Source organism: Streptomyces sp. NPDC019224, assembly GCF_040632605.1.
Taxonomy (GTDB): Bacteria; Actinomycetota; Actinomycetes; order Streptomycetales; family Streptomycetaceae; genus Streptomyces.
On record NZ_JBEYCF010000026.1, the window covers coordinates 76,933 to 100,771 of the forward strand.

General features: G+C 71.4%; 20 protein-coding genes. 11 read left to right on the forward strand and 9 right to left on the reverse strand.

From position 1 onward, the window contains the following. Positions 1-60: 60 nt before the first annotated feature. On the forward strand, positions 61-3,858 hold the full coding sequence (locus ABZ564_RS18590) for an ABC transporter ATP-binding protein (protein ID WP_360857143.1): 3,798 nt from the start codon (positions 61-63) through the stop codon (positions 3,856-3,858). Between the two features lie 2 nt (positions 3,859-3,860). On the opposite strand, the gene ABZ564_RS18595 is transcribed toward ABZ564_RS18590, so the two are convergent. Beyond that, positions 3,861-4,352 carry a hypothetical protein gene (locus ABZ564_RS18595; RefSeq protein WP_360857146.1) on the reverse strand — a complete coding sequence of 164 codons (492 nt, stop codon included), beginning with the start codon at positions 4,350-4,352 and terminating at the stop codon, positions 3,861-3,863. 185 nt (positions 4,353-4,537) lie between these two features. On the opposite strand from ABZ564_RS18595, the gene ABZ564_RS18600 reads away from it, so the two are divergent. Together ABZ564_RS18600 and ABZ564_RS18605 are read left to right on the forward strand one after the other, a co-directional pair. Next, positions 4,538-4,954 (forward strand): hypothetical protein, encoded by a 417-nt coding sequence (locus ABZ564_RS18600; RefSeq protein WP_360857149.1) that lies wholly within the window; start codon positions 4,538-4,540, stop codon positions 4,952-4,954. 144 nt (positions 4,955-5,098) lie between these two features. Next, positions 5,099-6,574, forward strand: coding sequence for a S28 family serine protease (locus tag ABZ564_RS18605; RefSeq protein WP_360857152.1), 1,476 nt, complete (start codon positions 5,099-5,101; stop codon positions 6,572-6,574). A gap of 55 nt (positions 6,575-6,629) precedes the next feature. Here ABZ564_RS18605 and ABZ564_RS18610 read toward each other — a convergent pair whose 3' ends face one another. The 3 genes from ABZ564_RS18610 to ABZ564_RS18620 form a co-directional block, all read right to left on the reverse strand. Continuing rightward, positions 6,630-8,480, reverse strand: a complete 1,851-nt coding sequence (locus ABZ564_RS18610; protein WP_360857155.1) for a glycoside hydrolase family 3 protein — start codon at positions 8,478-8,480, stop codon at positions 6,630-6,632. Positions 8,481-8,712: 232 nt separating this feature from the next. Continuing rightward, positions 8,713-9,501, reverse strand: coding sequence for a sugar phosphate isomerase/epimerase family protein (locus ABZ564_RS18615; RefSeq protein WP_360857158.1), 789 nt, complete (start codon positions 9,499-9,501; stop codon positions 8,713-8,715). An 85-nt stretch (positions 9,502-9,586) separates the two neighbouring features. Continuing rightward, positions 9,587-10,651: a LacI family DNA-binding transcriptional regulator gene (locus tag ABZ564_RS18620; protein ID WP_360857161.1), complete on the reverse strand. Its 1,065-nt coding sequence runs from the start codon at positions 10,649-10,651 to the stop codon at positions 9,587-9,589. Positions 10,652-10,780: 129 nt separating this feature from the next. On the opposite strand from ABZ564_RS18620, the gene ABZ564_RS18625 reads away from it, so the two are divergent. From ABZ564_RS18625 to ABZ564_RS18645, 5 genes are all read left to right on the forward strand, one after another. Beyond that, positions 10,781-11,932, forward strand: a complete 1,152-nt coding sequence (locus ABZ564_RS18625) for a Gfo/Idh/MocA family oxidoreductase (protein WP_360857164.1) — start codon at positions 10,781-10,783, stop codon at positions 11,930-11,932. A 37-nt stretch (positions 11,933-11,969) separates the two neighbouring features. Next, positions 11,970-13,115, forward strand: coding sequence for a dihydrodipicolinate synthase family protein (locus ABZ564_RS18630; protein WP_360857167.1), 1,146 nt, complete (start codon positions 11,970-11,972; stop codon positions 13,113-13,115). After that, the gene (locus ABZ564_RS18635; protein WP_360857170.1) at positions 13,112-13,939 is read left to right on the forward strand and encodes a sugar phosphate isomerase/epimerase family protein; all 828 of its coding nucleotides are present in this window, start codon (positions 13,112-13,114) and stop codon (positions 13,937-13,939) included. The genes ABZ564_RS18630 and ABZ564_RS18635 overlap by 4 nt, the downstream gene beginning before the upstream one ends. Before the next feature lie 186 nt (positions 13,940-14,125). Further along, entirely contained in the window at positions 14,126-15,508 is a 1,383-nt protein-coding gene (locus ABZ564_RS18640) for an AAA family ATPase (protein WP_360857173.1), read from the forward strand. Next, the gene (locus ABZ564_RS18645; RefSeq protein WP_360857176.1) at positions 15,505-16,260 is read left to right on the forward strand and encodes an HNH endonuclease; all 756 of its coding nucleotides are present in this window, start codon (positions 15,505-15,507) and stop codon (positions 16,258-16,260) included. The genes ABZ564_RS18640 and ABZ564_RS18645 overlap by 4 nt, the downstream gene beginning before the upstream one ends. A gap of 48 nt (positions 16,261-16,308) precedes the next feature. Here ABZ564_RS18645 and ABZ564_RS18650 read toward each other — a convergent pair whose 3' ends face one another. Both ABZ564_RS18650 and ABZ564_RS18655 read right to left on the reverse strand, forming a co-directional pair. Continuing rightward, positions 16,309-16,533: a DUF397 domain-containing protein gene (locus tag ABZ564_RS18650; protein ID WP_360857179.1), complete on the reverse strand. Its 225-nt coding sequence runs from the start codon at positions 16,531-16,533 to the stop codon at positions 16,309-16,311. After that, a complete protein-coding gene (locus tag ABZ564_RS18655) occupies positions 16,505-17,353 on the reverse strand; it encodes a helix-turn-helix transcriptional regulator (RefSeq protein WP_360857182.1) in 849 nt (282 codons plus the stop codon). The genes ABZ564_RS18650 and ABZ564_RS18655 overlap by 29 nt, the downstream gene beginning before the upstream one ends. A 127-nt stretch (positions 17,354-17,480) precedes the next feature. Here ABZ564_RS18655 and ABZ564_RS18660 point away from each other — a divergent pair, with 127 nt between their 5' ends. Next, complete coding sequence (locus ABZ564_RS18660; protein ID WP_360857185.1) at positions 17,481-17,792, forward strand: hypothetical protein; 312 nt, start codon at positions 17,481-17,483, stop codon at positions 17,790-17,792. A gap of 9 nt (positions 17,793-17,801) precedes the next feature. On the opposite strand, the gene ABZ564_RS18665 is transcribed toward ABZ564_RS18660, so the two are convergent. After that, positions 17,802-18,236 carry a hypothetical protein gene (locus ABZ564_RS18665; RefSeq protein WP_360857188.1) on the reverse strand — a complete coding sequence of 145 codons (435 nt, stop codon included), beginning with the start codon at positions 18,234-18,236 and terminating at the stop codon, positions 17,802-17,804. Next, complete coding sequence (locus tag ABZ564_RS18670) at positions 18,233-18,520, reverse strand: hypothetical protein (protein ID WP_360857191.1); 288 nt, start codon at positions 18,518-18,520, stop codon at positions 18,233-18,235. The genes ABZ564_RS18665 and ABZ564_RS18670 overlap by 4 nt, the downstream gene beginning before the upstream one ends. 65 nt (positions 18,521-18,585) lie before the next feature. Between ABZ564_RS18670 and ABZ564_RS18675 the strand changes: the two genes are divergently transcribed. Together ABZ564_RS18675 and ABZ564_RS18680 are read left to right on the forward strand one after the other, a co-directional pair. Beyond that, a complete protein-coding gene (locus ABZ564_RS18675) occupies positions 18,586-20,907 on the forward strand; it encodes an ATP-dependent RecD-like DNA helicase (protein ID WP_360857194.1) in 2,322 nt (773 codons plus the stop codon). A 129-nt stretch (positions 20,908-21,036) separates the two neighbouring features. Further along, positions 21,037-22,335 carry a citrate synthase gene (locus tag ABZ564_RS18680; RefSeq protein WP_018518088.1) on the forward strand — a complete coding sequence of 433 codons (1,299 nt, stop codon included), beginning with the start codon at positions 21,037-21,039 and terminating at the stop codon, positions 22,333-22,335. 571 nt (positions 22,336-22,906) lie between these two features. Here the strand turns inward: ABZ564_RS18680 and ABZ564_RS18685 are convergent. Beyond that, positions 22,907-23,839: HAD-IC family P-type ATPase (locus ABZ564_RS18685; RefSeq protein ID WP_360857197.1), on the reverse strand; the 933-nt coding region annotated here is incomplete at its 5' end.

The following is a 23,839-nucleotide window of genomic DNA, read 5'->3' on the forward strand; positions in this document are numbered from 1 at the left end:
AAATCCGCAGCCCACCGCGTTGGTGCCTTCCGTCGGAACAGGGCGAACGGGAGGCACCGGGTGGCGGACGCACAGGAGACGGGGCGCGGGCAGCGGGGCGGCTGGGCGCGGAGACTGAGCGGCTACGCCTGGCGCTACCGGCGCAACGTCCTGCTGGCGCTCGGCTCCTCGCTCGGCGGCATGGCCGTGATGGCGCTCGTCCCGCTGGTCACCAAGGTGATCATCGACGACGTGGTCGTCGGCCACACCCGTTCCCTGGCCGTCTGGACCGGGCTGCTGATCGTGGCGGCCGTCCTCGTCTACGTCTTCACGTACATCCGCCGCTACTACGGCGGCCGGCTCGCCCTCGACGTCCAGCACGATCTGCGGACCGGCATGTACGCGACAATCGCCCGGCTCGACGGCAAGCGTCAGGACGAGCTGTCCACCGGGCAGGTCGTCGGACGCGCCACCAGCGACCTCCAGCTGATCCAGGGCCTGCTGTTCATGCTCCCGATGACCATCGGGAACGTCCTGCTCTTCCTGATCTCCCTGGTGATCATGGCGTGGCTGTCGCCGCCGCTGACCCTCGTCGCCGTCGCCGTCGCCCCCGCCCTCTGGTACATCGCCCGCCGCTCCCGCACCCGCCTCTTCCCCGCCACCTGGTACGCCCAGTCCCAGGCCGCCGCCGTCGCCGGCGTCGTGGACGGGGCCGTCTCCGGCGTCCGCGTCGTCAAGGGCTTCGGGCAGGAGGACCAGGAGACCGGCAAGCTGCGCGAGGTCGGCCGCAAGCTGTTCGCCGGCCGGCTGCGCACCATCCGGCTCAACGCGCGCTACACCCCCGCCCTCCAGGCCGTGCCCGCCCTCGGCCAGGTCGCCATGCTGGCCCTCGGCGGCTGGCTCGCCACCCGGGGCGAGATCACCCTCGGCACGTTCGTCGCGTTCTCCACGTACCTCGCGCAGCTCGTCGGCCCGGTCCGGATGCTCGCCATGGTCCTCACCGTCGGCCAGCAGGCCCGGGCCGGCGTCGAACGCGTCCTGGAACTCATCGACACCGAGCCCTCCCTGCGGGACGGCACCAAGGAGCTGCCCGCCGACGCCCCGGCGAGCGTCGAGTTCGACGACGTGCGCTTCGGCTACGCTCCGCCGCCCTCCGCCTCCGCCAGTGACAAGGACCTCGGAGGCGGAGCCGACACGCGCCGCCCGGTCATCGACGGCTTCTCGCTGACCATCGAGCCCGGCGAGACCGTCGCCCTCGTCGGCGCGTCCGGCAGCGGCAAGTCCACCCTCTCGCTGCTGCTGCCCCGCTTCTACGACGTGTCGCACGGCGCGGTCCTCGTCGGCGGCCACGACGTGCGGGAGCTCACCCTCGACTCCCTGCGCGCCGCCATCGGGCTCGTCCCCGAGGACAGCTTCCTGTTCTCCGACACCGTCCGCGCCAACATCGCCTACGGCCTCCCCGGCGCCACCGACGAACAGATCGAACAGGCCGCCCGCTCCGCCCAGGCCCACCGGTTCATCGCCGAGCTGCCGCACGGCTACGCCACCAAGGTCGGCGAGCACGGGCTCACCCTCTCCGGCGGACAGCGCCAGCGCATCGCGCTCGCCCGCGCCATCCTCACCGACCCCCGGCTCCTCCTCCTCGACGACGCCACCTCCGCCGTGGACGCCCGCGTCGAGCACGAGATCCACGAGGCGCTGCGCCAGGTGATGGCCGGCCGCACGACGCTGCTCATCGCCCACCGCCGCTCCACCCTGAACCTCGCGGACCGGATCGCCGTCCTGGACGACGGCCGCCTCGCCGACCTCGGCACCCACGAGGAACTGGAGCGTCGCTGCGCCCTCTACCGGCGCCTGCTCACCGACCCGGACGAGCTGGGCACCCCCTCGCCCGGCCACCGCCCGGCCGACGTCCCGAAGGCCATCGAGAACCCCGCCCGTGACCGCGCGCTCCACGAGGAGATCGACGCCGAGGCCGAGGCCGAACGCGGGATCACCCCCGAGCTGTGGGTCCGCAAGAAGGACGACCGGAGCACCGACGCGGCGGGCATGCCCGCCACACCCGAACTGCTCGCCCAGGTCGACGCCCTGCCCCCGGCGAACGACACCCCGGACGTCGACGAGGCCCGTGCCGTGCACGCCGAGGACTCCTACGGGCTGCGCAGGCTGCTGCGCGGCTTCGGGCTGCCGCTGCTGGTGAGCCTCGGTCTGGTCGCCGTGGACGCGGGCGCCGGGCTGCTGCTCCCGGTGCTGATCCGGCACGGCATCGACGAAGGGGTCACCAAGCTGGCGCTGGGCGCGGTCTGGGTGGCGTCCGCCCTCGCCCTGGTCGTCGTCCTCGTGCAGTGGGCGGCCCAGATCGGTGAGACCCGGATGACGGGCCGCACCGGTGAGCGGGTGCTGTACGCGCTGCGGCTGAAGATCTTCGCCCAGCTCCAGCGCCTCGGCCTCGACTACTACGAGCGCGAGCTGACCGGCCGCATCATGACCCGGATGACGACGGACGTGGACGCGCTGTCCACGTTCCTCCAGACCGGCCTGGTCACCGCCTTCGTCTCCGTCGTCACCTTCTTCGGCATCATGGTCGCGCTGCTGGTCCTCGACGTGGAACTGGCCCTCGTCGTCTTCGCGACGCTGCCGCTCCTCGTCATCGGGACGGTCTTCTTCCGCCGCAAGAGCGTCAAGGCGTACGAGCTGGCCCGGGAGCGGATCAGCGTCGTCAACGCCGACCTCCAGGAGTCCGTCGCGGGTCTCCGGATCGTCCAGGCGTTCCGGCGCGAGCGGGACGGCGGCGACCGGTTCGCCGCGCGCAGCGACGACTACCGCGAGGCCCGGGTGCGCGGGCAGTGGCTGATCTCGGTCTACTTCCCGTTCGTCCAGCTGCTGTCGTCGGTCGCCGCGGCCGCCGTGCTGATCGTCGGCGCGGGCCGGGTCGACGACGGCACGCTCACCGCGGGCGCGCTGGTCGCCTATCTGCTCTACATCGACCTGTTCTTCGCGCCCGTCCAGCAGCTCTCCCAGGTCTTCGACGGCTACCAGCAGGCCGCCGTCTCCCTCGGCCGCATCCAGGAACTCCTGCGCGAGCCCGCCTCCACCACCGACCGGGGCGAGACGCGGGACGTGAGCGAGCTGCGCGGCGAGATCGCCTTCGAGGACGTGTCGTTCGCGTACGGGGACGAGGAGGCCGCCCTGCGGGGCGTCGACCTGCGCATCCCGGCCGGCCAGACCGTCGCGTTCGTCGGGGAGACCGGGGCCGGCAAGTCCACCCTGGTCAAGCTGGTCGCCCGGTACTACGACCCGACGGACGGCCGGGTCACGGTGGACGGCACCGACCTGCGCGGCCTCGGGCTCACCGCGTACCGGCGCCGGCTCGGGGTCGTACCGCAGGAGGCGTACCTCTTCGCCGGGACCGTGCGCGACGCCATCGCCTACGGGCGGCCGGACGCCACCGACGCGGAGGTCGAGGCGGCGGCCCGGGCGGTCGGCGCGCACGACATGATCGCCACCCTGGACGGCGGCTACCTCCACGAGGTCGCCGAGCGGGGCCGCAACCTCTCGGCCGGGCAGCGCCAGCTGATCGCGCTCGCCCGCGCCGAACTCGTCGACCCCGACATCCTGCTGCTCGACGAGGCCACCGCCTCGCTCGACCTCGCCAGCGAGGCCCAGGTGAACCAGGCGACCGACCGGCTCGCGGGCCGGCGCACCACCCTCGTCGTGGCCCACCGTCTGACCACCGCCGCGCGCGCCGACCGGGTCGTGGTGATGGACCACGGCCGGGTCGTCGAGGACGGCACCCACGACGAACTCCTCGCCCGCGACGGGCACTACGCGGTGCTGTGGCGCACGTTCATAGGGGAGGACGAGCCGGCGGGCGTGTGAGGCTACGCGCCCTCGCGGATCGCCGAGATCTTGCCGGTCGCCAGGTCCGAGCGCACGGTCAGGTAGGTGTACGCGGGGTCCTCGGGGGACCCCCAGGTGAGGCGGACCGTCGACCAGGTGTGGCCGGCGCCGCTGTGTCCCGGGGTGACCAGGTGGTCCGCCGGGACGTCCTGGGCGCGAAGCACCCCGTCCGCGTGTCCGGCCGCCTCCCGGTCGGCGAGGCGGGCGCGCAGCTCGGGCGTGAGGTAGAAGTCCCGCAGCGCGGTGGCGAGACCCGCGCCGTCCTCGGCGGCCACCGCGTCGATGTACGCGCTGTAGAAGTCGTCGACCAGCCGGGATTCCCGGGGCATGGTCTCGCCGCCGGCCGTCGCCCCGGTGGATGCCTCGCGCGGGGCGGCGGTGGCGGCGGCGGGCACGGCGACGGCCGCGGCCAGGAGCGCGGAGGCGAGCAGCGTACGGGCGGCGGTGCGCCGGGTGCGGTGGGTGCGGGTCATGGTGGTTTCTTCCTTTCATGACGGTCTGTCCAGTCCGGCTCCATGGTGGGACGCTGTGGCCTCCGGGGGCGCCGGGCCCGCCGGACGCAACCTCCGGATGGCCTCCCGCGTCGTACGCAGGTACAGGCGTATGCGCCCAGGTGTCGGGTAGGGGCGCGGATGTTCGATGAAGCGATGGGGCTGCTGTGACCAGAGGGACCGAAGGACATGCCTGGGGCGAGCGGCGCGGGCTCCGCCGCCATGTCGTGGTCCTCGCCCTGGCCACCGCCTTCGCACTGGTACTCGGCGGGGCGGGCGCGGGCAGCGCGGACGCCGCCTCGGTGTGCGCCGGGCGCCCGAAGAAGACGGTGAAGTTCGCGACGGGCGAGCTGCGCGTGTACAAGTCGCGTGCCTACGCGTGCGCCACCGCCGTCGCCGCCAAGGCCGGCAAGCGCCGCCCCATGGCCGTGACCATCCAGCCGCGCGGCGGCCACCCGGTCACGGACAGCGGCCGCTACACCGAACGGGCCGGCCCGGTGACCGTCCACGCGCTGAACCGGTGCGTGCGCGTCTCCGGCACGGTCGCGGGCAGGGGCGGGCGCACGAGCTGGATCCTGTGCTGACCGGGTGAGATGCCCGGAACCCCGGTAAGAGGGGCTGGTGGTACGGGTGTTGCCCCGCTAGGTTCACCGCGTCAGCTGTGAATCCAGGGGTGTCTCGCTTACCCGTTCGGGACCGGCGAGACGCCTCCCAAGGGGAGGACGCGCATGCGCAAGGCGCTCAGAGGAATCCTGTCGCTCGCGGTGCTCATCGGCACGGTGAGCGCGACGGGTGCCTCGGCCGGGGCGGCCACCGCCGCCGAACCGGCCTCGCTCCGCACCGCCGCGAGCGACAGCGGGACGAGCACGGACATCAAGGACCGCATCCTGGCCATCCCGGGAATGAGTCTCGTCGAGGAGAAGCCCTACGCGGGCTACCGCTACTTCGTCCTCAACTACACCCAGCCCGTCGACCACCGCCATCCGTCCGAGGGAACGTTCCAGCAGCGCATCACCCTGCTGCACAAGGACACCTCCCGCCCCACGGTCTTCTACACCGGCGGCTACAACGTCTCCACCAGCCCGAGCCGCTCCGAGCCCACCCGGATCGTCGACGGCAACCAGGTGTCGCTGGAGTACCGTTTCTTCACCCCGTCGCGCCCCTCGCCGGCCGACTGGTCCGAGCTGAACATCTGGCAGGCGGCCAGCGACCAGCACCGGGTCTTCACCGCGCTCAAACGGATCTACTCCGAGAACTGGCTGACCACCGGCGGTTCCAAGGGCGGTATGACCGCCACGTACTACGAGCGCTTCTACCCGGCGGACATGGACGGCGTCGTCGCGTACGTCGCCCCCAACGACGTGGTGAACAAGGAGGATTCGGCGTACGACCGGTTCTTCGCGCGGGTCGGCACCGAGGAGTGCCGCGACAAGCTGAACGGCGTCCAGCGCGAGGCGCTGGTCCGCCGCGCGCCGCTGGAGGAGAAGTACGCCCGGTACGCCGCCGACAACGGCTACACCTTCGACACGGTCGGCACCCTCGACAAGGCCTACGAGGCCGTCGTCATGGACTACGTCTGGGCGTTCTGGCAGTACAGCCTGCTCGCCGACTGCGACACGATCCCGGCCGACGCCGAGCACGCCACCGACCAGGCGATCTGGGACTCCGTCGACTCGATCTCCGGTTTCTCCGCCTACACCGACCAGGGCCTGGCCAGGTACACGCCGTACTACTACCAGGCGGGCACCCAGCTCGGCTCACCGGACATCGAGCAGCCCTGGCTCGGCGAGCTCAGCCGCTACGGCTACCAGCCGCCGCGCACCTTCGTCCCGCGCTCCATCCCGATGAGGTTCCAGCCCCAGGTGATGCGGGACGTCGACACCTGGGTCAAGCACCACGCCACGCACATGCTGTACGTCTACGGCGAGAACGACCCGTGGGGCGCGGAGCGCTTCCGGCTCGGGTCGGGTGCCCGTGACAGCTACGTCTTCACCGTGCCCGGCGGGAACCACGGCTCGAACGTCGCGGGGCTCGCCCCCTCGGAGAACGCCACGGCCACGGCCGCCATCCTGCGCTGGGCGGGCGTCGCCCCGGCCGCCGTCCAGCAGGACGCGTCGAAGGCGAAGCCGCTCGCGAAGTTCGACGCCCGGCTCGACACGAAGGACCTGACGACCGACCACCGCATCGGCGTCCGGCGCCCGTGACGTGCGCCCGCCCCCGGCCGCCGTACCGAAACGGCGGCCGGGGGCGGGTTCGTTCTCAGTACGTCAGCCCGTACCCCACCGGGAACAGCACCTTCGAGGGGTCGTCGGCGCGCTGCACCGGCACCGGCAGCTTCCCCTCCGGCCGGGCCCGGCCCGCGATCACCCGGGCCGCCGCGCGCAGTTCGACATCGGTCCAGGAGTACGCGGCCAGATGCGCCGCGTGCCCGGTGCCCGCCAACTGGGCGATGTCGTACGGGTTGCGGATGGCGATCGTGATCACCGGGACGCCCGTCGCGGCCAGCGCTCTGACCAGCGTCCGCTGCGAACTGGTCGCCGAGACGTTGTACGTCCCCACGACCACCGCGTCCTTGCCCTGCGCCGCCGCCACCGCCGCGTCGATGGCCGCCTTGGTGGGCGCGGTCCCCGTCGGCAGGGCGGTCGCCGTGTACCCCAGCTCGTTGAACGCCTCGGCCAGCGTCTTCGTCGGCGGGCCCGTGGTGCCCGAGGGCGACGCCGGGTCGGCGCCCACCACCAGCAGGTTCCTGTGCGAGCGGCGCGACAGCGGCAGCAGCCGGCCCTCGTCGGCCAGCAGGGTGGTGGTGCGCTCGGCGATCCGGTCGGCGGCGTCCAGGTGCGCCTTGGTGCCCACCGTACGGTCCACCCCGTGCCCGGTGACGAACGGCTGGTCGAAGAGCCCCAGCTTCGTCTTCAGCCGCAGGATGCGCAGGATCGATTCGTCGAGCCGGGCCTCGCTGATCTCGCCGCTCCTGACCGCCGCCAGCAGCGCGTTCCACGAGACGTCCAGGCTCGGCGGGTTGAGCAGCTGGTCGACGCCCGCCTGGACCGCGAGGACCGGCACCCGCTCGTCCCCGTACTTCGTGCGCACGCCCTGCATGCCCAGCGAGTCGGTGACCACGACCCCGTCGTAGCCCAGCTCCTCGCGCAGGATGCCGGTGAGGATCGGCTTGGAGAGGGTCGCCGGGTCCTCGGACGGGTCGAGCGCGGGCACCACGATGTGCGCGGTCATGATCGAGTCGATGCCCGCCGCGATGGCCGCCCGGAACGGGGGCGCGTCCAGTTCCGCCCACTGCTCGCGGGTGTGCCCGATGACCGGCAGGCCGGTGTGGCTGTCGGTGCTCGTATCGCCGTGGCCCGGGAAGTGCTTGGCCGTGGAGGCGATCCCGGCGCTCTGGTACCCCTTCACCTGCGCCGCGACCATCCCCGCCACGGACTGCGGGTCCGAGCCGAACGACCGCACGCCGATCACCGGGTTGGCCGGGTTCACGTTGACGTCCGCGTCCGGCGCGTAGTTCTGGTTGATGCCGATCGCCGCCAGCTCGGTGCCCGCGATCTGCCCGGCCCTGCGGGCGTCGGAGCGCGAACCGCCCGCGCCCAGCGCCATCGCGCCCGGCATCAGGGTGGCCGGCTCGCCGACCCGGCAGACGATGCCGTGCTCCTGGTCCGTGGAGACCAGCAGCGGCAGGGGGGTCGGTCCCGCGAGGCCCGCGCGCTGGATGCCGTTGGAGAGCTCCGCGATCTGGTGCGGGTCGCGGGTGTTGTGCGCCCAGGCGAAGTAGATGATGCCGCCGACGTGGTACTTGGCGATCATCTCGGCGGCCGTCCGCACCCCGATCTCGGCGAGGTTGGCGTCGATGTCGGCCTGGTCGGGGTCGGTGGCGGAGTGCCCGTAGACCCGCATGACGAAGAGCTGGCCGACCTTCTCCTCCAGGCTCATCCGGGAGATGAGCTGCTTCAGCCGCCGGGTCGTGGCGGCGGAGGTGTGACTGCTGCGCGCGGAGCCCTGGGAGGCGAGGGCCCCGGGGGCGGCCGCCATGCCCGCGGCCGCCGCGACGGCGGTTGCGGCGGTGGCGGTGAGGAGGGTCCGTCTGGAGGTGCGGTGGTGCACGTGAGCTCCTTCGGCCGTACGCGTGACGAGGGGGTGGTGAAAGAAACTGCCAAGGAGCACGGATATCCAGAAAATAACTTCCGGTCAAGGGTGCGGACCGTTTTGAGCGCGTCCCCGTCTGCCGCCTGCCGCCTGCCGCCTGCCGCCTGCCGCAGCCCCGCCCCCGCCCCGTGCGCCCGGAGCACCGCCACCACCGCCGTGATCGCGGGCCGCCCTCGCCCGAGCCCCGGGGCTACTGCTTGGGCGCGCCCAGCCGCAGCAGGTGCTCGCGCCCCGCCCCCAGCAGCCCCGGCAGCTCCGCCGCCTCCGGGTACCAGCGCTTCTCGTACTCCCAGCAGACCCAGCCGTCCGGATCCAGCGTGTCCAGGCACGCCCGCAGCGGCAGCACCCCCGCGCCCAGCGCCAACGGTGTGGTGTCCTCGGCCGACGCGATGTCCTTCACCTGTACGTAGCCCAGGTGCGGGGCCAGCACCGCGTGACTGGCCACCGGCTCCTCGCCGGCCAGCCAGGTGTGCATGACGTCCCACAGGGCGCCGATGCTCTTGTGCCCCACCGTGCCGGCCACCCGGGCCACGTCGGCCCCCGCCCGGTGCGAGTCATGGGTCTCCAGCAGGAGGCGTACGCCCAGGTCGGCGGCGTACGGGGCGGCCGCGCCCAGCCGGCGCGCGGCGGCCGCGTCGGCCGCCTCCGGGTCCTGGTCGCCGCCCCCGGGGAACACCCGGACGTACGACGCGCCCAGGTCCCGGGCCAGCTCGGTCAGCGCGGCCAGCTCGTCCAGGACCGGCTGGTCGTCCCCCTCGGCGGCGACCTTCGCGTACCCCGCCACGGTCAGGATCTCGACCCCGCCGCGCTCGAACTCCGCGCGCACGGAGGCCCGTTCGGACGCGTCGAGCCCCGGGTGCACGGGCTCCTCGGGGTGGGCGCGCAGCTCGACCCCCTGGTAGCCGTTCCCGGCGGCGAGCCGCACGACGTCGGCGATGGGCAGCCCCGGCACCCCGAGGGTGGAGAAAGCGAGCTTCACGAGCGTGTTCCTTCCGTCGTTCCGTGCCGCCGCACCCTACGAGAGGCGGGGCGCCCTGTCGCGTACCCGCCGTCCGCCACCGGATTCACCCCCGGGGCGCCGCCGTCGATCCGCGCACCATCAGCTCGGCCGGGATCAGCGCGATGCCGCCGGGCGGCGGGTCCTCCTTGCCCATGGCCAGCCGCCCCGCCCGCGCCCCCGCCTCGAAGAGTGGCAGCCGTACGGTCGTCAGGGCCGGGACCACGTCCACCGAGAACGGCAGGTCGTCGAAGCCGGCCACCGAGATGTCCTCGGGGATGCGCAGCCCCCGGTCGCGGATCGCCGCCGCCGCGCCGAGCGCCACGGTGTCGTTCGCGGCGACGACCGCCGTGATCGCCGGTTCGCGGCGCAGGAGTTCGACCGTGGCGTCGTAGCCGGAGCCCCGGTCGTAGGAGCCGTGCACGGTCAGCCGGTCCTCCTCGCCGGCCGCCCCCGCCCCGCGCATCGCCTCGCGGTGACCGGCCAGGCGGTGGCGGGTCGTGGTGCGTTCCAGCGGGCCCGCGACGTACCCGATCCGGCGGTGGCCCAGGGAGAGCAGGTGACCGGTGAGCCGCCGGGCGCCGCCCTGGTTGTCGAAGGTCAGCGCGGCCACCACGGACGCCCCGTCCGGCAGCGGCGGCCGCCCGCACAGCACGACCCGGGTGCCCGCCTCCGCGAGCTTCGCCAGCTTCGCGGACATCGCCGTCTGGTGTTCCGGGTCCTCCACGGCGCCCCCGGTGAGGACGACGGCCGCGGCGCGCTGGCGCTGGAGCAGGGTGAGGTAGGTCAGCTCGCGGGCGGGGGAGCCGCCGGTGTTGCAGACGACCGCCAGCTTCTCGCCGCCCGCCCGCCCGGACCCGTCGCCGGGCCCGCCGATCTCGGTCTGCGCCGCGCCCGCCATGATCCCGAAGAACGGGTCCGCGATGTCGTTGACGAGGACGCCGACCAGGTCGGAGGTGGCGGCGGCCAGGGCGCTGGCCTGCCCGTTCAGCACGTAGTCCAGCTCGTCCACCGCGCGCAGCACCCGCTCCCGGGTGGACGCCGCCACCGGGTAATTGCCGTTCAGCACACGGGAGACGGTGGCCGGGGACACCCGGGCGCGGGCCGCCACGTCCGCCAGGGTGACTGTCATCGCATTTCCTCCGTGGAGTGGTGAGGGGGCCGGACCAATCAGCGGGCCCCCCTTGTCCGGTCCGCTGTCGGCAGGCTAGCGTCATCTCGCATAGAAAGCGCTTGCTACGGCCGTACGGAGGGAACTTTCGTGACACGCAGGACAGTGCGCATCGCCATGAACGGCGTCACCGGGCGCATGGGATACCGGCAGCACCTGGTGCGCTCGATCCTCGCGATCCGCGAGCAGGGCGGCCTCGACCTCGGCAACGGCGACGTGCTGTGGCCCGAGCCGGTCCTCGTCGGCCGCCGCGCCCACGCGCTGGAGGCGCTCGCCGAGCAGCACGGCCTGACCGAGTGGTCGACCGACCTCGACGCCGTCCTCGCCGACGACACCATCGACATCTACTTCGACGCCCAGGTCACCCAGGCCCGGGTGGAGGCGATCAAGAAGGCCGTCGCCGCCGGCAAGCACATCTACACCGAGAAGCCCACCGCCACGGACGTCGAGGGCGCCCTCGACCTGGCCCGCCTGGCCCAGGAGGCGGGCATCAAGCACGGCGTCGTCCAGGACAAGATCTTCCTGCCGGGCCTGCTGAAGCTGAAGCGCCTGATCGACGGCGGCTTCTTCGGCGAGATCCTCTCCGTGCGCGGCGAGTTCGGCTACTGGGTCTTCGAGGGCGACTGGCAGGAGGCGCAGCGCCCCTCCTGGAACTACCGTGCCGAGGACGGCGGCGGCATCGTCGTCGACATGTTCCCGCACTGGGAGTACGTGCTCCACGAGCTGTTCGGCCGGGTCACCACGGTCCAGGCACACGTCCAGACCCACATCCCGGAGCGCCGGGACGAGCGCGGCGAGCCGTACGCGGCGACCGCCGACGACGCCGCCTACGGCATCTTCCAGCTGGAGGGCGGCGCCGTCGCCCAGATCAACTCCTCCTGGACGGTCCGGGTCAACCGCGACGAGCTGGTCGAGTTCCAGGTGGACGGCACCCACGGCTCCGCCGTCGCCGGCCTGCGCAACTGCCGCGTCCAGCACCGCTCGGCCACCCCGAAGCCGGTCTGGAACCCGGACCTCCCGGTCACCGAGTCCTTCCGCGACCAGTGGCAGGAAGTCCCCGACAACGCGGTGTTCGACAACGGCTTCAAGGCCCAGTGGGAGCTGTTCCTGCGCCACATCGTGCTCGACGAGCCCTACACCTGGGACCTGATGGCGGGCGCCCGTGGCGTGCAGCTCGCGGAACTCGGCCTGAAGTCCCACGCCGAGGGCCGCCGCCTGGACGTCCCGGAGCTGTCGCTTTGACCAGCCGCCTCCCGCACGGACCCCTGGAGCCATCGCCGTGACCATCCATCTCCCGCAGGGCCCCTACGAACCCAGGGCCACCCCGCTCGACCTGGCACCGACGGGGACGCCCCTCGCCTCCCGTACGGTCTTCTCCGCCGCGCACGTGGTGGCCGACCCGTACGCCGACGTCACCCCGGACTCACCGGCCGCCGTCGACTGGGACGCCACGCTCGCCTTCCGGCGCCACCTCTGGTCGCACGGCCTGGGCGTCGCCGAGGCCATGGACACCGCGCAGCGCGGCATGGGCCTGGACTGGGCGGGCGCCGAGGAGCTGATCCGCCGCTCGGCCGCCGAGGCCAAGGCGGTCGGCGGCCGCATCGCCTGCGGCGTCGGCACCGACCAACTGCCCCCCGGCCCGGCCACGCTCGCCGAGGTGCGTTCCGCGTACGAGGAACAGCTCGCCGTCGTCGAGGAGAGCGGCGCCCAGGCCATCCTGATGGCCTCCCGCGCGCTCGCCGCAGCCGCGCAGGGCCCCCAGGACTACCTGGAGACCTACGCCCACCTGCTGCGCCAGGCCACCGAACCGGTCGTCCTGCACTGGCTGGGCCCGATGTTCGACCCGGCGCTCGAAGGCTACTGGGGCTCCACCGACCTGGACCTGGCCACCGACACGTTCCTCCAGGTCATCGCGGAGCACCCGGACAAGGTCGACGGCATCAAGATGTCGCTGCTCGACGCGGACCGCGAGATCGACGTGCGCCGCCGGCTGCCGAGCGGGGTGCGCTGCTACACCGGGGACGACTTCAACTACCCGGAGCTGATCGCGGGCGACGACCGGGGCTTCAGCCACGCGCTGCTCGGCATCTTCGACCCGCTGGGCCCGCTGGCCGCGCACGCGGTACGGGTCCTGGACACGGGCGACACCAAGGGCTTCCGCGAACTCCTCGACCCGACGGTCGAGTTGTCCCGGCACCTCTTCCAGGCCCCGACGCGCTTCTACAAGACGGGCGTGGTGTTCCTGGCCTGGCTGGCCGGCCACCAGGACCACTTCACGATGGTGGGCGGCCTCCAGTCGGCCCGCTCGCTGCCGCACCTGGCGAAGGCGTACGAACTGGCCGACCGCCTCGGCCTGTTCCCGGACCCGGAACTGGCGGAGTCCCGGATGCGCGCGCTCCTGACGGTCAACGGAGGCACCCGATGAGCGACGGCCGTCTCTCCATCAACCAGGAGACCATCAAACAGTGGTCGCTGCCGGAGCTGGCCGAGGGCTGCGCGAAGGCGGGGGTCGACAAGGTGGGCCTGTGGCGGGCCCCGGTCCAGTCGTACGGGGTCGAGGCGACGGCCCGGTTGCTGTCCGACCACGGTCTGTCCGTCACCAGCCTGTGCCGGGGCGGCTTCTTCACCGCCCTGGACCCGGCGGAGCGGGCCCGCGCCCTGGACGACAACCGCGCCGCGCTCGACGAGGCGGCGGGCCTGTCCACGGACACCCTGGTCCTCGTCTCGGGCGGCCTCCCGGAGGGCAGCAAGGACCTGTACGGCGCCCGCGAACGCATCGCGGACGCCCTGGCCGAGCTGGCCCCGTACGCGGCCGAACGCGGGGTGCGCCTGGCCATCGAGCCGCTGCACCCGATGTTCGCCTCGGACCGCTGCGTGGTCTCGACGCTCTCCCAGGCCCTGGACATCGCGGAACGTTTCCCCGCCGAGCAGGTCGGCGTGGTCGTGGACACGTACCACCTCTGGTGGGACGACCAGGCCCCCGCCCAGATCGCGCGGGCCGGCGCGGGCGGCCGCATCCACTCCTTCCAGCTCGCGGACTGGATCACCCCGCTCCCGGCGGGCGTCCTGCTCGGCCGCGGCCAACTCGGCGACGGCAGCGTGGACTTCCGGTTCTTCCGCGAGGCGGTGGAGGCCACCGGCTTCGACGGCCCGATCGAGGTGGAGATCTTCAACGAGGACCTGTGGGCCCGCGACGGCGCGGAGGTCCTCGCGGAGGTGGCGTCCCGCTACGCGGAGCACGCCTGCTGAACGCGGTCCTCCCCGGGGCCCGGCTGTGCGGTCCGGGTCCCGGGGCGGACACTTCCGGCTTCGGCCGGTACTGGTGCACCGCCGTCCGGGCTGTGAGCGGCGCGGCCCCACGACGGCGTTCGGTGGGAGGATCGTGGAGGGCCATCAGGCATCACTCACCTCCCATATCGGACGGACCCGACAACCATGTACGTCTCCCGCGTGATCGTTGACAACATCAAGTCGTTCCACGGTCCTCGCACGGTGGATCTCCGGCTGACCCGCCCGGACGGTTCGCACGCCGGATGGACCGTGCTTGCCGGCCGCAACGGTTCGGGAAAGACGACGTTGCTCCGTGCGCTGGCCCTGGCGCTGAGCGGGCCGGTGGCGACGCGAGGGCTGGTCCAGGGGTTCGAGAACTGGATGTCGCGCGGCGAGGCCGTTGGTGTGGCGCACGCCAAGATCGTCAGGGACTCGGCCTTCGACAAGTTCACCGCGTCGGGGCGCACCACGACCAACTTCTGGGCCGGCCTGCGATGGACGGCCCCGGCCGACGGCGGGGGCGGCCGCAAGGGTGCCCAGCCGGCGCTGGAAGAGATCAGGACGAACCCCAACGCCACGAGCGCCACTCCCGCCCAGCGCGGTCCCTGGGCCGACAACCCTGTGGGCTGGTTCTGTGCCGCCTACGGGCCGTTCCGGCGGATGGCCGGGGGTTCGGGTGAGGTGCAGCGACTGATGCTGGCGTCGGGCCCGGTGGCGCGACAGGCGAGCCTGTTTCACGAGGACGCCTCCCTGGCCGAAGGCGTCGCATGGCTGATCGAACAGCACCTGCGTGCACTCGAAGGCCGAGAGGGTGCCGCGGGCCTCAAGAGGGCTGCCCTTTCTGTCCTGGGCGACGGGCTGCTGCCCGACGGATACCGGGTGGAAGACGTCGACTCCGAGGGATTGTGGGTCACACGTGAGGGTCACCGGTTCCCGCTGCGGGAGATGAGCGACGGATTCCGCACGGTGGCCGCGCTGGTCGTGGACCTGTTGAAGCAGATCCATGATTCCTTCGGTGACGAGGCTTTCCACGCGGACGAAGGCCGGGCAAGCCTCCTGCACGTTCCCGGAGTCGTCATCATCGATGAGATCGACGCCCACCTCCACGTCTCCTGGCAGCGCCGCATCGGTCCCTGGCTGACCTCGCACTTCCCCAACATTCAGTTCATCGTCACGACGCACAGCCCGTACATCTGCCAGGCCGCCGACCCCGGTGGGCTGATCCGTCTTCCGGGGTCGGCGGAGGACGCCGCGCCCGAGGTCGTACCGGATGACCTGTACGAGCGGGTCGTCTACGGCAGTGGCGACGACGCGGTCCTGTCCGACCTCTTCGGGCTCGACACCCCGTACTCGGAGCACGCTGAACAGGTCCGAGCAGAGTTCTTGGCGCTGGAGTCGAGAGTGTACGAGGGGGATGTGTCGCCGGAGACGGCCGAGCGGTACAAGGAGCTGAAGGATTTGCTCGCCAGCTCCCCGGCAGCACGCGTGCACGAGATGTCCGCCCACCTCCACCGCCTCGCCGAGGAGATCAAGGACGAGGCGGAGTGATCCGGCTGGAACGCGCCGCCCTGCCCCTGGACACGGCGGCGCAGCTGAAGGTGTACACACGGGAAGTGGAGCAGACCCCCGAGGCGGACCGGAAGGACACCGCGGCACGCTTGTGGTCGCACTCGACCGTACGGCGGCGCGTCCGCGCCGGTCTCCTCGCTACCCTCGCGGACATGGCTCCCGGCCACCAGCGCTGTATGTACTGCGGCGACAGCCAGGGCACGGACATCGACCACTTCGAGCCGAAGAGCCTCGCCCCGGTGCGTACCTTCGAGTGGCTCAACCACTTGCTGGCCTGCGCGTACTGCAACAGCAACCAGAAGCGGAGCAGATTCCCGCGCGCGGAGGACGGCAGCCCGCTGCTGCTCGATCCCACGCTTGAGGACCCTCTTGCCCACCTTCGGCTGGTCCTTCCGCTGTGCACGTACAAGGCGCTGACGCCGCAAGGCGAGGCGTGCATCGACGTGTTCGGGCTCAACTCACGCGGTGTCCTCGTGGACGGCCGCAGAACGGCTTACGGCACCGCCAAGCAGTCGGTCGAACTGTGGCGCATCGCCACCGACCGGGGCCAGCACGGCAAGGCGGCCGAGATCGTCCGGGTGGCCTGGAACCGGCCGCTCGCGGACGTACTGGCGGCGATGTTCCACCAAGCCGGCCACCGCACCGCGGAGCTGTTGTTCCTGGGCGAGGAGGAGACCCTGGGACTGCTGCGCGACAGCGATCTGCGCGCGGCGTTCCTGTCCCGCGCCTGAGACCGGCCCGGCGGCCGGCCGTGCGGGGCCGCCGGGCGTGGACGGGGATCAGGCGGAGAGGTGCCCACCCTTGATCGCAGTGACGAAGGTGGCCCAGCCGCCGGCGGAGAACACGATGGCGGGCCCGGTGATGGCCTTGCTGTCGCGGACGGGGACGGAGGCGTGGCCGCGGGCGGCTTCGAGGCAGTCCCCGTTGGAGCCGCCGCTGTAGCTGGACTTGAACCATCCGGTCAGGGCTCGGGAGTCAGCGTAGGGGCGGGTGGTGCTGTGCATTTTCGTGCTCCTCTGCGATGGCCCGGATGAGGTCGATCGAAGCCCGTTGGGGCGCCGCCTCACTCAGGGCGAGAGTGTAGGACGCCTGGCAGGCGGCCACCAACGCCGGATCATCCATCAGATTTCCTGTGTGAAGCCCCTCTACGTAGGCAAGGGGAGGGCCGTCCGCGAAGTCCATCATGTACAGCGCGCTCTCCATGAGCGCGTGGGCGCCCACGGAAAAGGGCAGCACATGAAGGCGCAGGCGCCCGGAGGCCGCCATGTCCGCGAGCTTGCGCAACTGCTCCGCCATGACCTGAGGGCCACCGACGCGCCGTCGGAGAGACGCTTCGTCGAGCAGCGCCCAGACGACCGGACGCGCCGACTCCGCGAGCATCCGCCCGCGATCCAGGCGGTTGACGACGAACGTGTCAAGCTCGTCCGGCTGATAGTTGGTGTTGAACGCCTCGAAGACGGCCCGGGCGTACGGACCGGTCTGGAGGAGCCCAGGGATGAGCGACAACCCATACAGGCGCACCTCGGCGGCCTGCCGCTCCAGCTCGGCCACTGGCGCGAAGAACTGGGCGAACTTGGAGTCCAGGTCCTCAAGCCACCGTACGAAGAACCCGCCCGTGTCCAGCGCCCGGTCGATCCTCGCCGCGTCCTCCGGGCCCGGCAGTCGCCGGCCCGCCTCCCAGTGGCTGATCAGGGTGGGCGAGCAAACCACCATCTCGCTCAGTGCCTCCTGCGTCAGTCCCGCCGCGACGCGTCGCAGCCGCAACTCATCGCCGTACTTCTGTCGCGGCGAACGCGGCGCCCGCGGCGATCGATTCGTGCTCATGGTGCCCAACTCCCGGTCTTGACCGTTCCGCTGTCATCCCCGACCCCCTGGCAGCGTAACGACGAGCGGCCCCACTCTGTGATGAGTTCGCTACAGAGCGCAGACCCTCTGAAGGAAGCAGGCAGATGTGAAGGAAAACGAGGCGCAGACGATCAGGCTGCTGCCCTGGGAGGGGCAGGGCGGCAAGCCCTGTTACGTCTTCGGGGACGGCAACGGCTACGTGTCCCGGCTGGCCGACGGCATCGAGAGCGTGCAACTCGGCATGGCCGACGACCTGCTGGGCCACGCGGCCGACCTCCTCGCCGACCGGAAGGCCACGTGGCCGGAGCTGCACTTCCTGGCGAGCCGCCTGACCGAGTCCCTGCGGGACGTCCGCCGCGTCGCGGAGAGCCGGGGGGCGCGGATGGCGGCGCCGCGGCAGCACCCGGACCAGCTGTAGCGGCGGCGCTCAGTACTCCTTCAGCTGTCCGGGCCGCTCGAAGTAGAAGCCGCGCGGGCCCTTCGGTGCGCCGCTGTCCTCCGGCCAGGAAGTCCGCGCTACACCCTCGATCAACGAGCTGCCGTTCAGGACAGGCTTGCCGTCGAACCAGTGGCCGGAGAAGCCGAAGATGTGGGTTCCCCGGCCCAGCCGCAGCAGCCCCGAGGTGATCTGCGCCGCCGAGAGGGGCGTGTCGCCGGAGACCAGCGGGATGGACAGGAAGAGGTTCTGCTTCTCGCGCGCTGCGGGACCGGTCCACAGCGCGACGGTCACGCGTGGCTCGTCCGGGTCGGGGATGCACCCGCGCACGTAGTACGGCTTGGCGATCGGGGCGGTCGTGTAGTGCCAGAGCGCGGCCGCGACGGCGCGCTGAAGACGGGGCAGCGCGTCCACGGTGTGCCTCACTCGCCGCGCTCGCCTGCTTCGGCCTCTGCGACGGACTCGCGGAGACGTCGGGCGTTGGCGGGCGAACGCAGCAGGTAGTCGGTCTCCTGCCGTGAGGCTTCGGTCTCCGGTCGCGCCTCGTTCACGCGCTCGAAGGCCCTCTTGGCTCGGTCCTGCTTATCCATGTAAGCCTGCGCGGCGATCACCATGAAGGTGGAGACGTCGAGCCCGGCGTCCGCCGCGTACTGCCTGATCCGGGCACGGAGCTCGGCCGGCATGCTGATGGAAATCCGCTCGGTCGCCATCCCCTCACCGTAGCGCTGTCCGGCACCCGCGCATCGCTGTCGCACCCGCCCGATACCGTCGCCCCATGGCCACCACCGCGTCCCACACCCCCAACCTGGCCGTCCTCGAAGGCGTCCTCGAGCGGATCACGTACGCCAACGAGGAGAACGGCTACACCGTCGCGCGCGTCGACACCGGGCGGGGGGCCAACGATCTGCTCACCGTCGTCGGGGCGCTGCTCGGGGCGCAGCCCGGGGAGTCGTTGCGGATGGAGGGGCGCTGGAGCTCCCACGCGCAGTACGGCAAGCAGTTCACCGTCGAGAACTACACGACGATCCTCCCCGCCACCATCCAGGGCATCCGCCGCTACCTCGGCTCCGGGCTGATCAAGGGCATCGGGCCCGTGATGGCCGACCGGATCACCACCCATTTCGGCGTGGACACGCTCGACATCATCGAGCAGGAGCCGAAGCGGCTCGTCGAGGTCCCCGGGCTCGGGCCGAAGCGGACGAAGATGATCGCCGCCGCGTGGGAGGAGCAGAAGGCGATCAAGGAGGTCATGGTCTTCCTCCAGGGCGTCGGCGTCTCGACGTCCATCGCGGTGCGGATCTACAAGAAGTACGAGGACGCCTCCATCTCCGTCGTGAAGAACCAGCCCTACCGGCTGGCCGCCGACGTCTGGGGAATCGGCTTCCTGACCGCCGACAGGATCGCCCAGGCCGTCGGCATCCCGCACGACAGCCCGGAGCGGGTCAAGGCCGGTCTGCAGTACGCGCTGTCGCAGTCCACCGACCAGGGGCACTGCTTCCTGCCCGAGGAGCGGCTGATCGCGGACGGGGTGAAGCTGCTCCAGGTGGACACCGGACTCGTCATCGAGTGCCTGGCGGAGCTGGCCGAGGAGCCGGAGGGCGTCGTACGGGAGAAGGTGCCCTCGCCCGAGGGCGGGGAGCCGGTCACGGCGGTGTATCTGGTGCCGTTCCACCGGGCCGAGATCTCGCTCGCCGCCCAGGTGCGGCGGCTGCTGCGGACGCCCGAGGAGCGGATGCCCGCCTTCGCGGACGTGGACTGGGAGAAGGCGCTGAAGTGGCTCGCGGGCCGGACCGGGGCGAAACTCGCGCCCGAGCAGGAGGCCGCCGTGCGGCTCGCGCTCACCCGGAAGGTCGCCGTGCTCACCGGCGGCCCGGGCTGCGGCAAGTCGTTCACGGTCCGGTCCATCGTGGAGCTGGCCCGGGCCAAGAAGGCCAAGGTGGTGCTGGCCGCGCCGACCGGGCGGGCCGCCAAGCGGCTCTCGGAGCTGACCGGCGCCGAGGCGTCCACCGTGCACCGGCTGCTGGAGCTGAAACCGGGCGGCGACGCGGCGTACGACAAGGACCGTCCGCTGGACGCCGATCTGGTGGTCGTGGACGAGGCGTCGATGCTCGATCTGCTGCTCGCCAACAAGCTGGTCAAGGCGGTGGCACCGGGTGCCCACCTGCTGCTCGTCGGCGATGTGGACCAGCTGCCCTCGGTGGGGGCGGGGGAGGTGCTGCGGGACCTCCTCGCCGAGGGCGGCCCGGTGCCGGCGGTGCGGCTGACCACGATTTTCCGCCAGGCCCAGCAGTCGGGCGTCGTCACCAACGCGCACCGCATCAATTCCGGCGTACCGCCCCTCACTCAGGGGCTCAGTGACTTCTTCCTCTTCGTGGAGGACGAGACGGAGGATGCCGGGGTGCTCGCGGTGGACGTCGCGGCCCGTCGCATTCCGGCCAAGTTCGGGCTCAACCCGCGCCGGGACGTCCAGGTGCTCGCCCCCATGCACCGGGGCCCCGCCGGGGCCGGTCATCTCAACGGGCTGCTCCAGCAGGCGATCACCCCGGGCCGGCCGGGCGTGCCCGAGAAGCGGTTCGGCGGCCGGGTCTTCCGGGTGGGGGACAAGGTCACCCAGATCCGTAACAACTATGACAAGGGGGAGAACGGTGTCTTCAACGGCACGGTGGGCGTCGTCACCGGCCTCGACCTGGACGAACAGCGGCTGACGGTCCTCACCGACGAGGACGAGGAGATCGGCTACGACTTCGACGAGCTGGACGAGCTCGCCCACGCGTACGCCATGACGATCCACCGTTCGCAGGGCAGCGAGTACCCGGCCGTCGTCATCCCCGTCACGAAGAGCGCCTGGATGATGCTCCAGCGGAACCTGCTCTACACCGCCGTGACCCGGGCCAAGAAGCTCGTCGTGCTGGTCGGCTCGCGGCAGGCGATCGGCCAGGCGGTCCGCACGGTTTCCGCAGGCAGACGGTGTACGGCGCTGGATCACCGGCTGCGCGGGGACGCCGACGGAGGATCGTCGGTAAAAATGATCGATCAAAACGGTGGGAAACATCACGGAGGTCTTCCGGAACCGCAGTCAAGGGGGCAGGATGGCTAAGTTCGCGGCACTCAGTGCCGCGAATAGATCCAATGGACGACCCCGAGTGCACTCTCCTGAGCCAAATGGGGGAGGGTGGAGACAGTCAGGGAACCTCGAAGAAGAGGCACTACGTCGGTGAGGGATGACGTGAGCGAGCACACCAACAACGCTGTGGTACTGCGGTACGGCGATGGCGAGTACACCTACCCGGTGATCGACAGCACCGTCGGCGACAAGGGCTTCGACATCGGGAAGCTCCGGGCGAACACCGGCCTGGTGACGCTGGACAGCGGATACGGCAACACCGCTGCCTATAAATCGGCCATCACCTACCTCGACGGCGAGCAGGGCATCCTGCGCTACCGCGGCTACCCCATCGAGCAGCTCGCCGAGCGCTCGACGTTCCTCGAGGTCGCGTACACGCTGATCAACGGTGAGCTTCCCAAGGTCGACGAGCTGTCGACCTTCAAGAACGAGATCACCCAGCACACCCTGCTGCACGAGGACGTCAAGCGCTTCTTCGACGGCTTCCCGCGCGACGCCCACCCGATGGCCATGCTGTCCTCGGTCGTCAGCGCGCTGTCCACGTTCTACCAGGACAGCCACAACCCGTTCGACGAGGAGCAGCGCCACCTCTCGACGATCCGGCTGCTCGCCAAGCTCCCGACCATCGCCGCGTACGCGTACAAGAAGTCGATCGGTCACCCGTTCGTCTACCCGCGCAACGACCTCGGCTACGTCGAGAACTTCCTGCGCATGACCTTCTCGGTGCCGGCCCAGGAGTACGAGCTGGACCCGGTCGTCGTCTCGGCGCTCGACAAGCTGCTCATCCTGCACGCGGACCACGAGCAGAACTGCTCGACCTCCACCGTGCGCCTGGTCGGCTCCTCGCAGGCGAACATGTTCGCCTCGATCTCCGCCGGCATCTCGGCGCTGTGGGGCCCCCTGCACGGCGGCGCCAACCAGTCCGTCCTGGAGATGCTGGAAGGCATCCAGGCCAACGGCGGCGACGTCGACTCCTTCATCCGCAAGGTGAAGAACAAGGAGGACGGCGTCCGCCTGATGGGCTTCGGCCACCGGGTGTACAAGTCCTTCGACCCGCGCGCCAAGATCATCAAGGCCGCCGCGCACGACGTGCTGTCCGCCCTCGGCAAGTCCGACGAGCTGCTCGACATCGCGCTCAAGCTGGAGGAGCACGCGCTCTCCGACGAGTACTTCGTCTCGCGCAACCTCTACCCGAACGTGGACTTCTACACGGGTCTCATCTACCGCGCGATGGGCTTCCCGACCGAGATGTTCACCGTGCTCTTCGCGCTCGGCCGGCTCCCCGGCTGGATCGCCCAGTGGCACGAGATGATCAAGGAGCCGGGTTCCCGCATCGGCCGCCCGCGCCAGATCTACACCGGCGAGGTCCTGCGCGACTTCGTCCCGGTCGAGGGCCGCTGAACGCCCCCTCCCGCATCACCCCGGCCCTGACTGACCCGCCGGACCCTTCGCCCCCGACTGCCGCGTCCTCGCCCCGAGCGACGCGGAGCCGGGGGCGTTGTGCGTCCGCGGGGCTGCGCTCGGGGGTGCGGTGCGGGGCGGGCGTGCTGTACGGGTGTGCGCGGGGCGCGTACAGGGGCGCGCGGGGCGCGTGCGGGAGCGCTCCCGTGTGTAAGCGAGAAGCGCCCCGCCGTCGATCCCCCCACGGGCCGACAGCGAGGCGCTTCCCATGTCCCGGAGCGGATTCCCCCCACGGGATCCGGCCGGGCGTTCAGTGGGAGCCGTAGCTCCTGGGCTGTGCCTCGGTCCTGCTTGTCCTGCTTCTGCTGCTGTGGTCTGCCGGGGTACGTACCGACGGGAGGGCCGCTCAAAGCTCCCCGGTGTACGTGCCCCGGCCCACGCTTGCCCGGAGCATCCCCCAAGATGCTCCGCCGGACGTCCCCCAAGACATCCTTGGCATCGCACTCTAAGACTTACGAACCCATCGAATGGTTACCCTGAAAACGATGTGATCTGGATCTCATTGTGGAAATTACGTGAAGGACCGCAGGCGCAGGCTGTTCGTCACGACGAAGACCGATGAGAACGCCATCGCCGCTCCGGCAATCATAGGGTTGAGCAGCCCAAACGCCGCAAGGGGTAGAGCGGCCACGTTGTAGCCGAATGCCCAGAAGAGGTTGCCCCTGATGGTGGTGAGGGTGCGGCGGGAGAGGCGGATGGCGTCTGCCGTCACCTTGAGATCTCCACGAACCAGCGTCAGGTCGCTCGCCTCGATCGCGGCGTCCGTGCCGGTTCCCATCGCCAGGCCCAGGTCGGCCTGGGCGAGGGCGGCGGCGTCGTTGACCCCGTCGCCGACCATGGCGACGACCCGCCCCCGGGCCTGCAGCTCCCGGATGACGTGCGCCTTCTCCTCGGGCAGCACCTCGGCGCGGACCTCGTCGATCCCGACCTCGCGGGCCACGGCGTCCGCCACGGCACGGTTGTCGCCGGTCAGCAGGATCGGGGTGAGGCCGAGGTCCCGGAGCGCCGCGACGGCTTCGGCGCTGCTGTCCTTGACCGTGTCGGCCACCTTGAGGACGGCGCGCGCCTCGCCGTCCCAGGCCACCGCGACGGCCGTGCGCCCTTGAGCGGCGGCGTCCGTGACGGCGGCGGCCAGGGCCTCGGGGAGGGTGATCCCGGCCTCGGTGAGCAGCTGTTCGCGGCCGACGAGGACGGCGTGGCCGTCGACGAGGCCCTGGACGCCGAGGCCGGGGAGGTTGGCGAAGTCCTCGGGGGTGGGGAGGGGGGTGCTGGTGCGGTCGGTGGCTCCGGTCGCGACGGCCTGGGCGATGGGGTGTTCGGAGGCGTTTTCGAGGGCTCCGGCGAGGCGGAGGGCGTCGGTCTCGGTGGTGGTGGGGGTGGTGTGGACGGCCTGGAGGGTCATGCGGCCGGTGGTGACGGTGCCGGTCTTGTCCAGGACGACGGT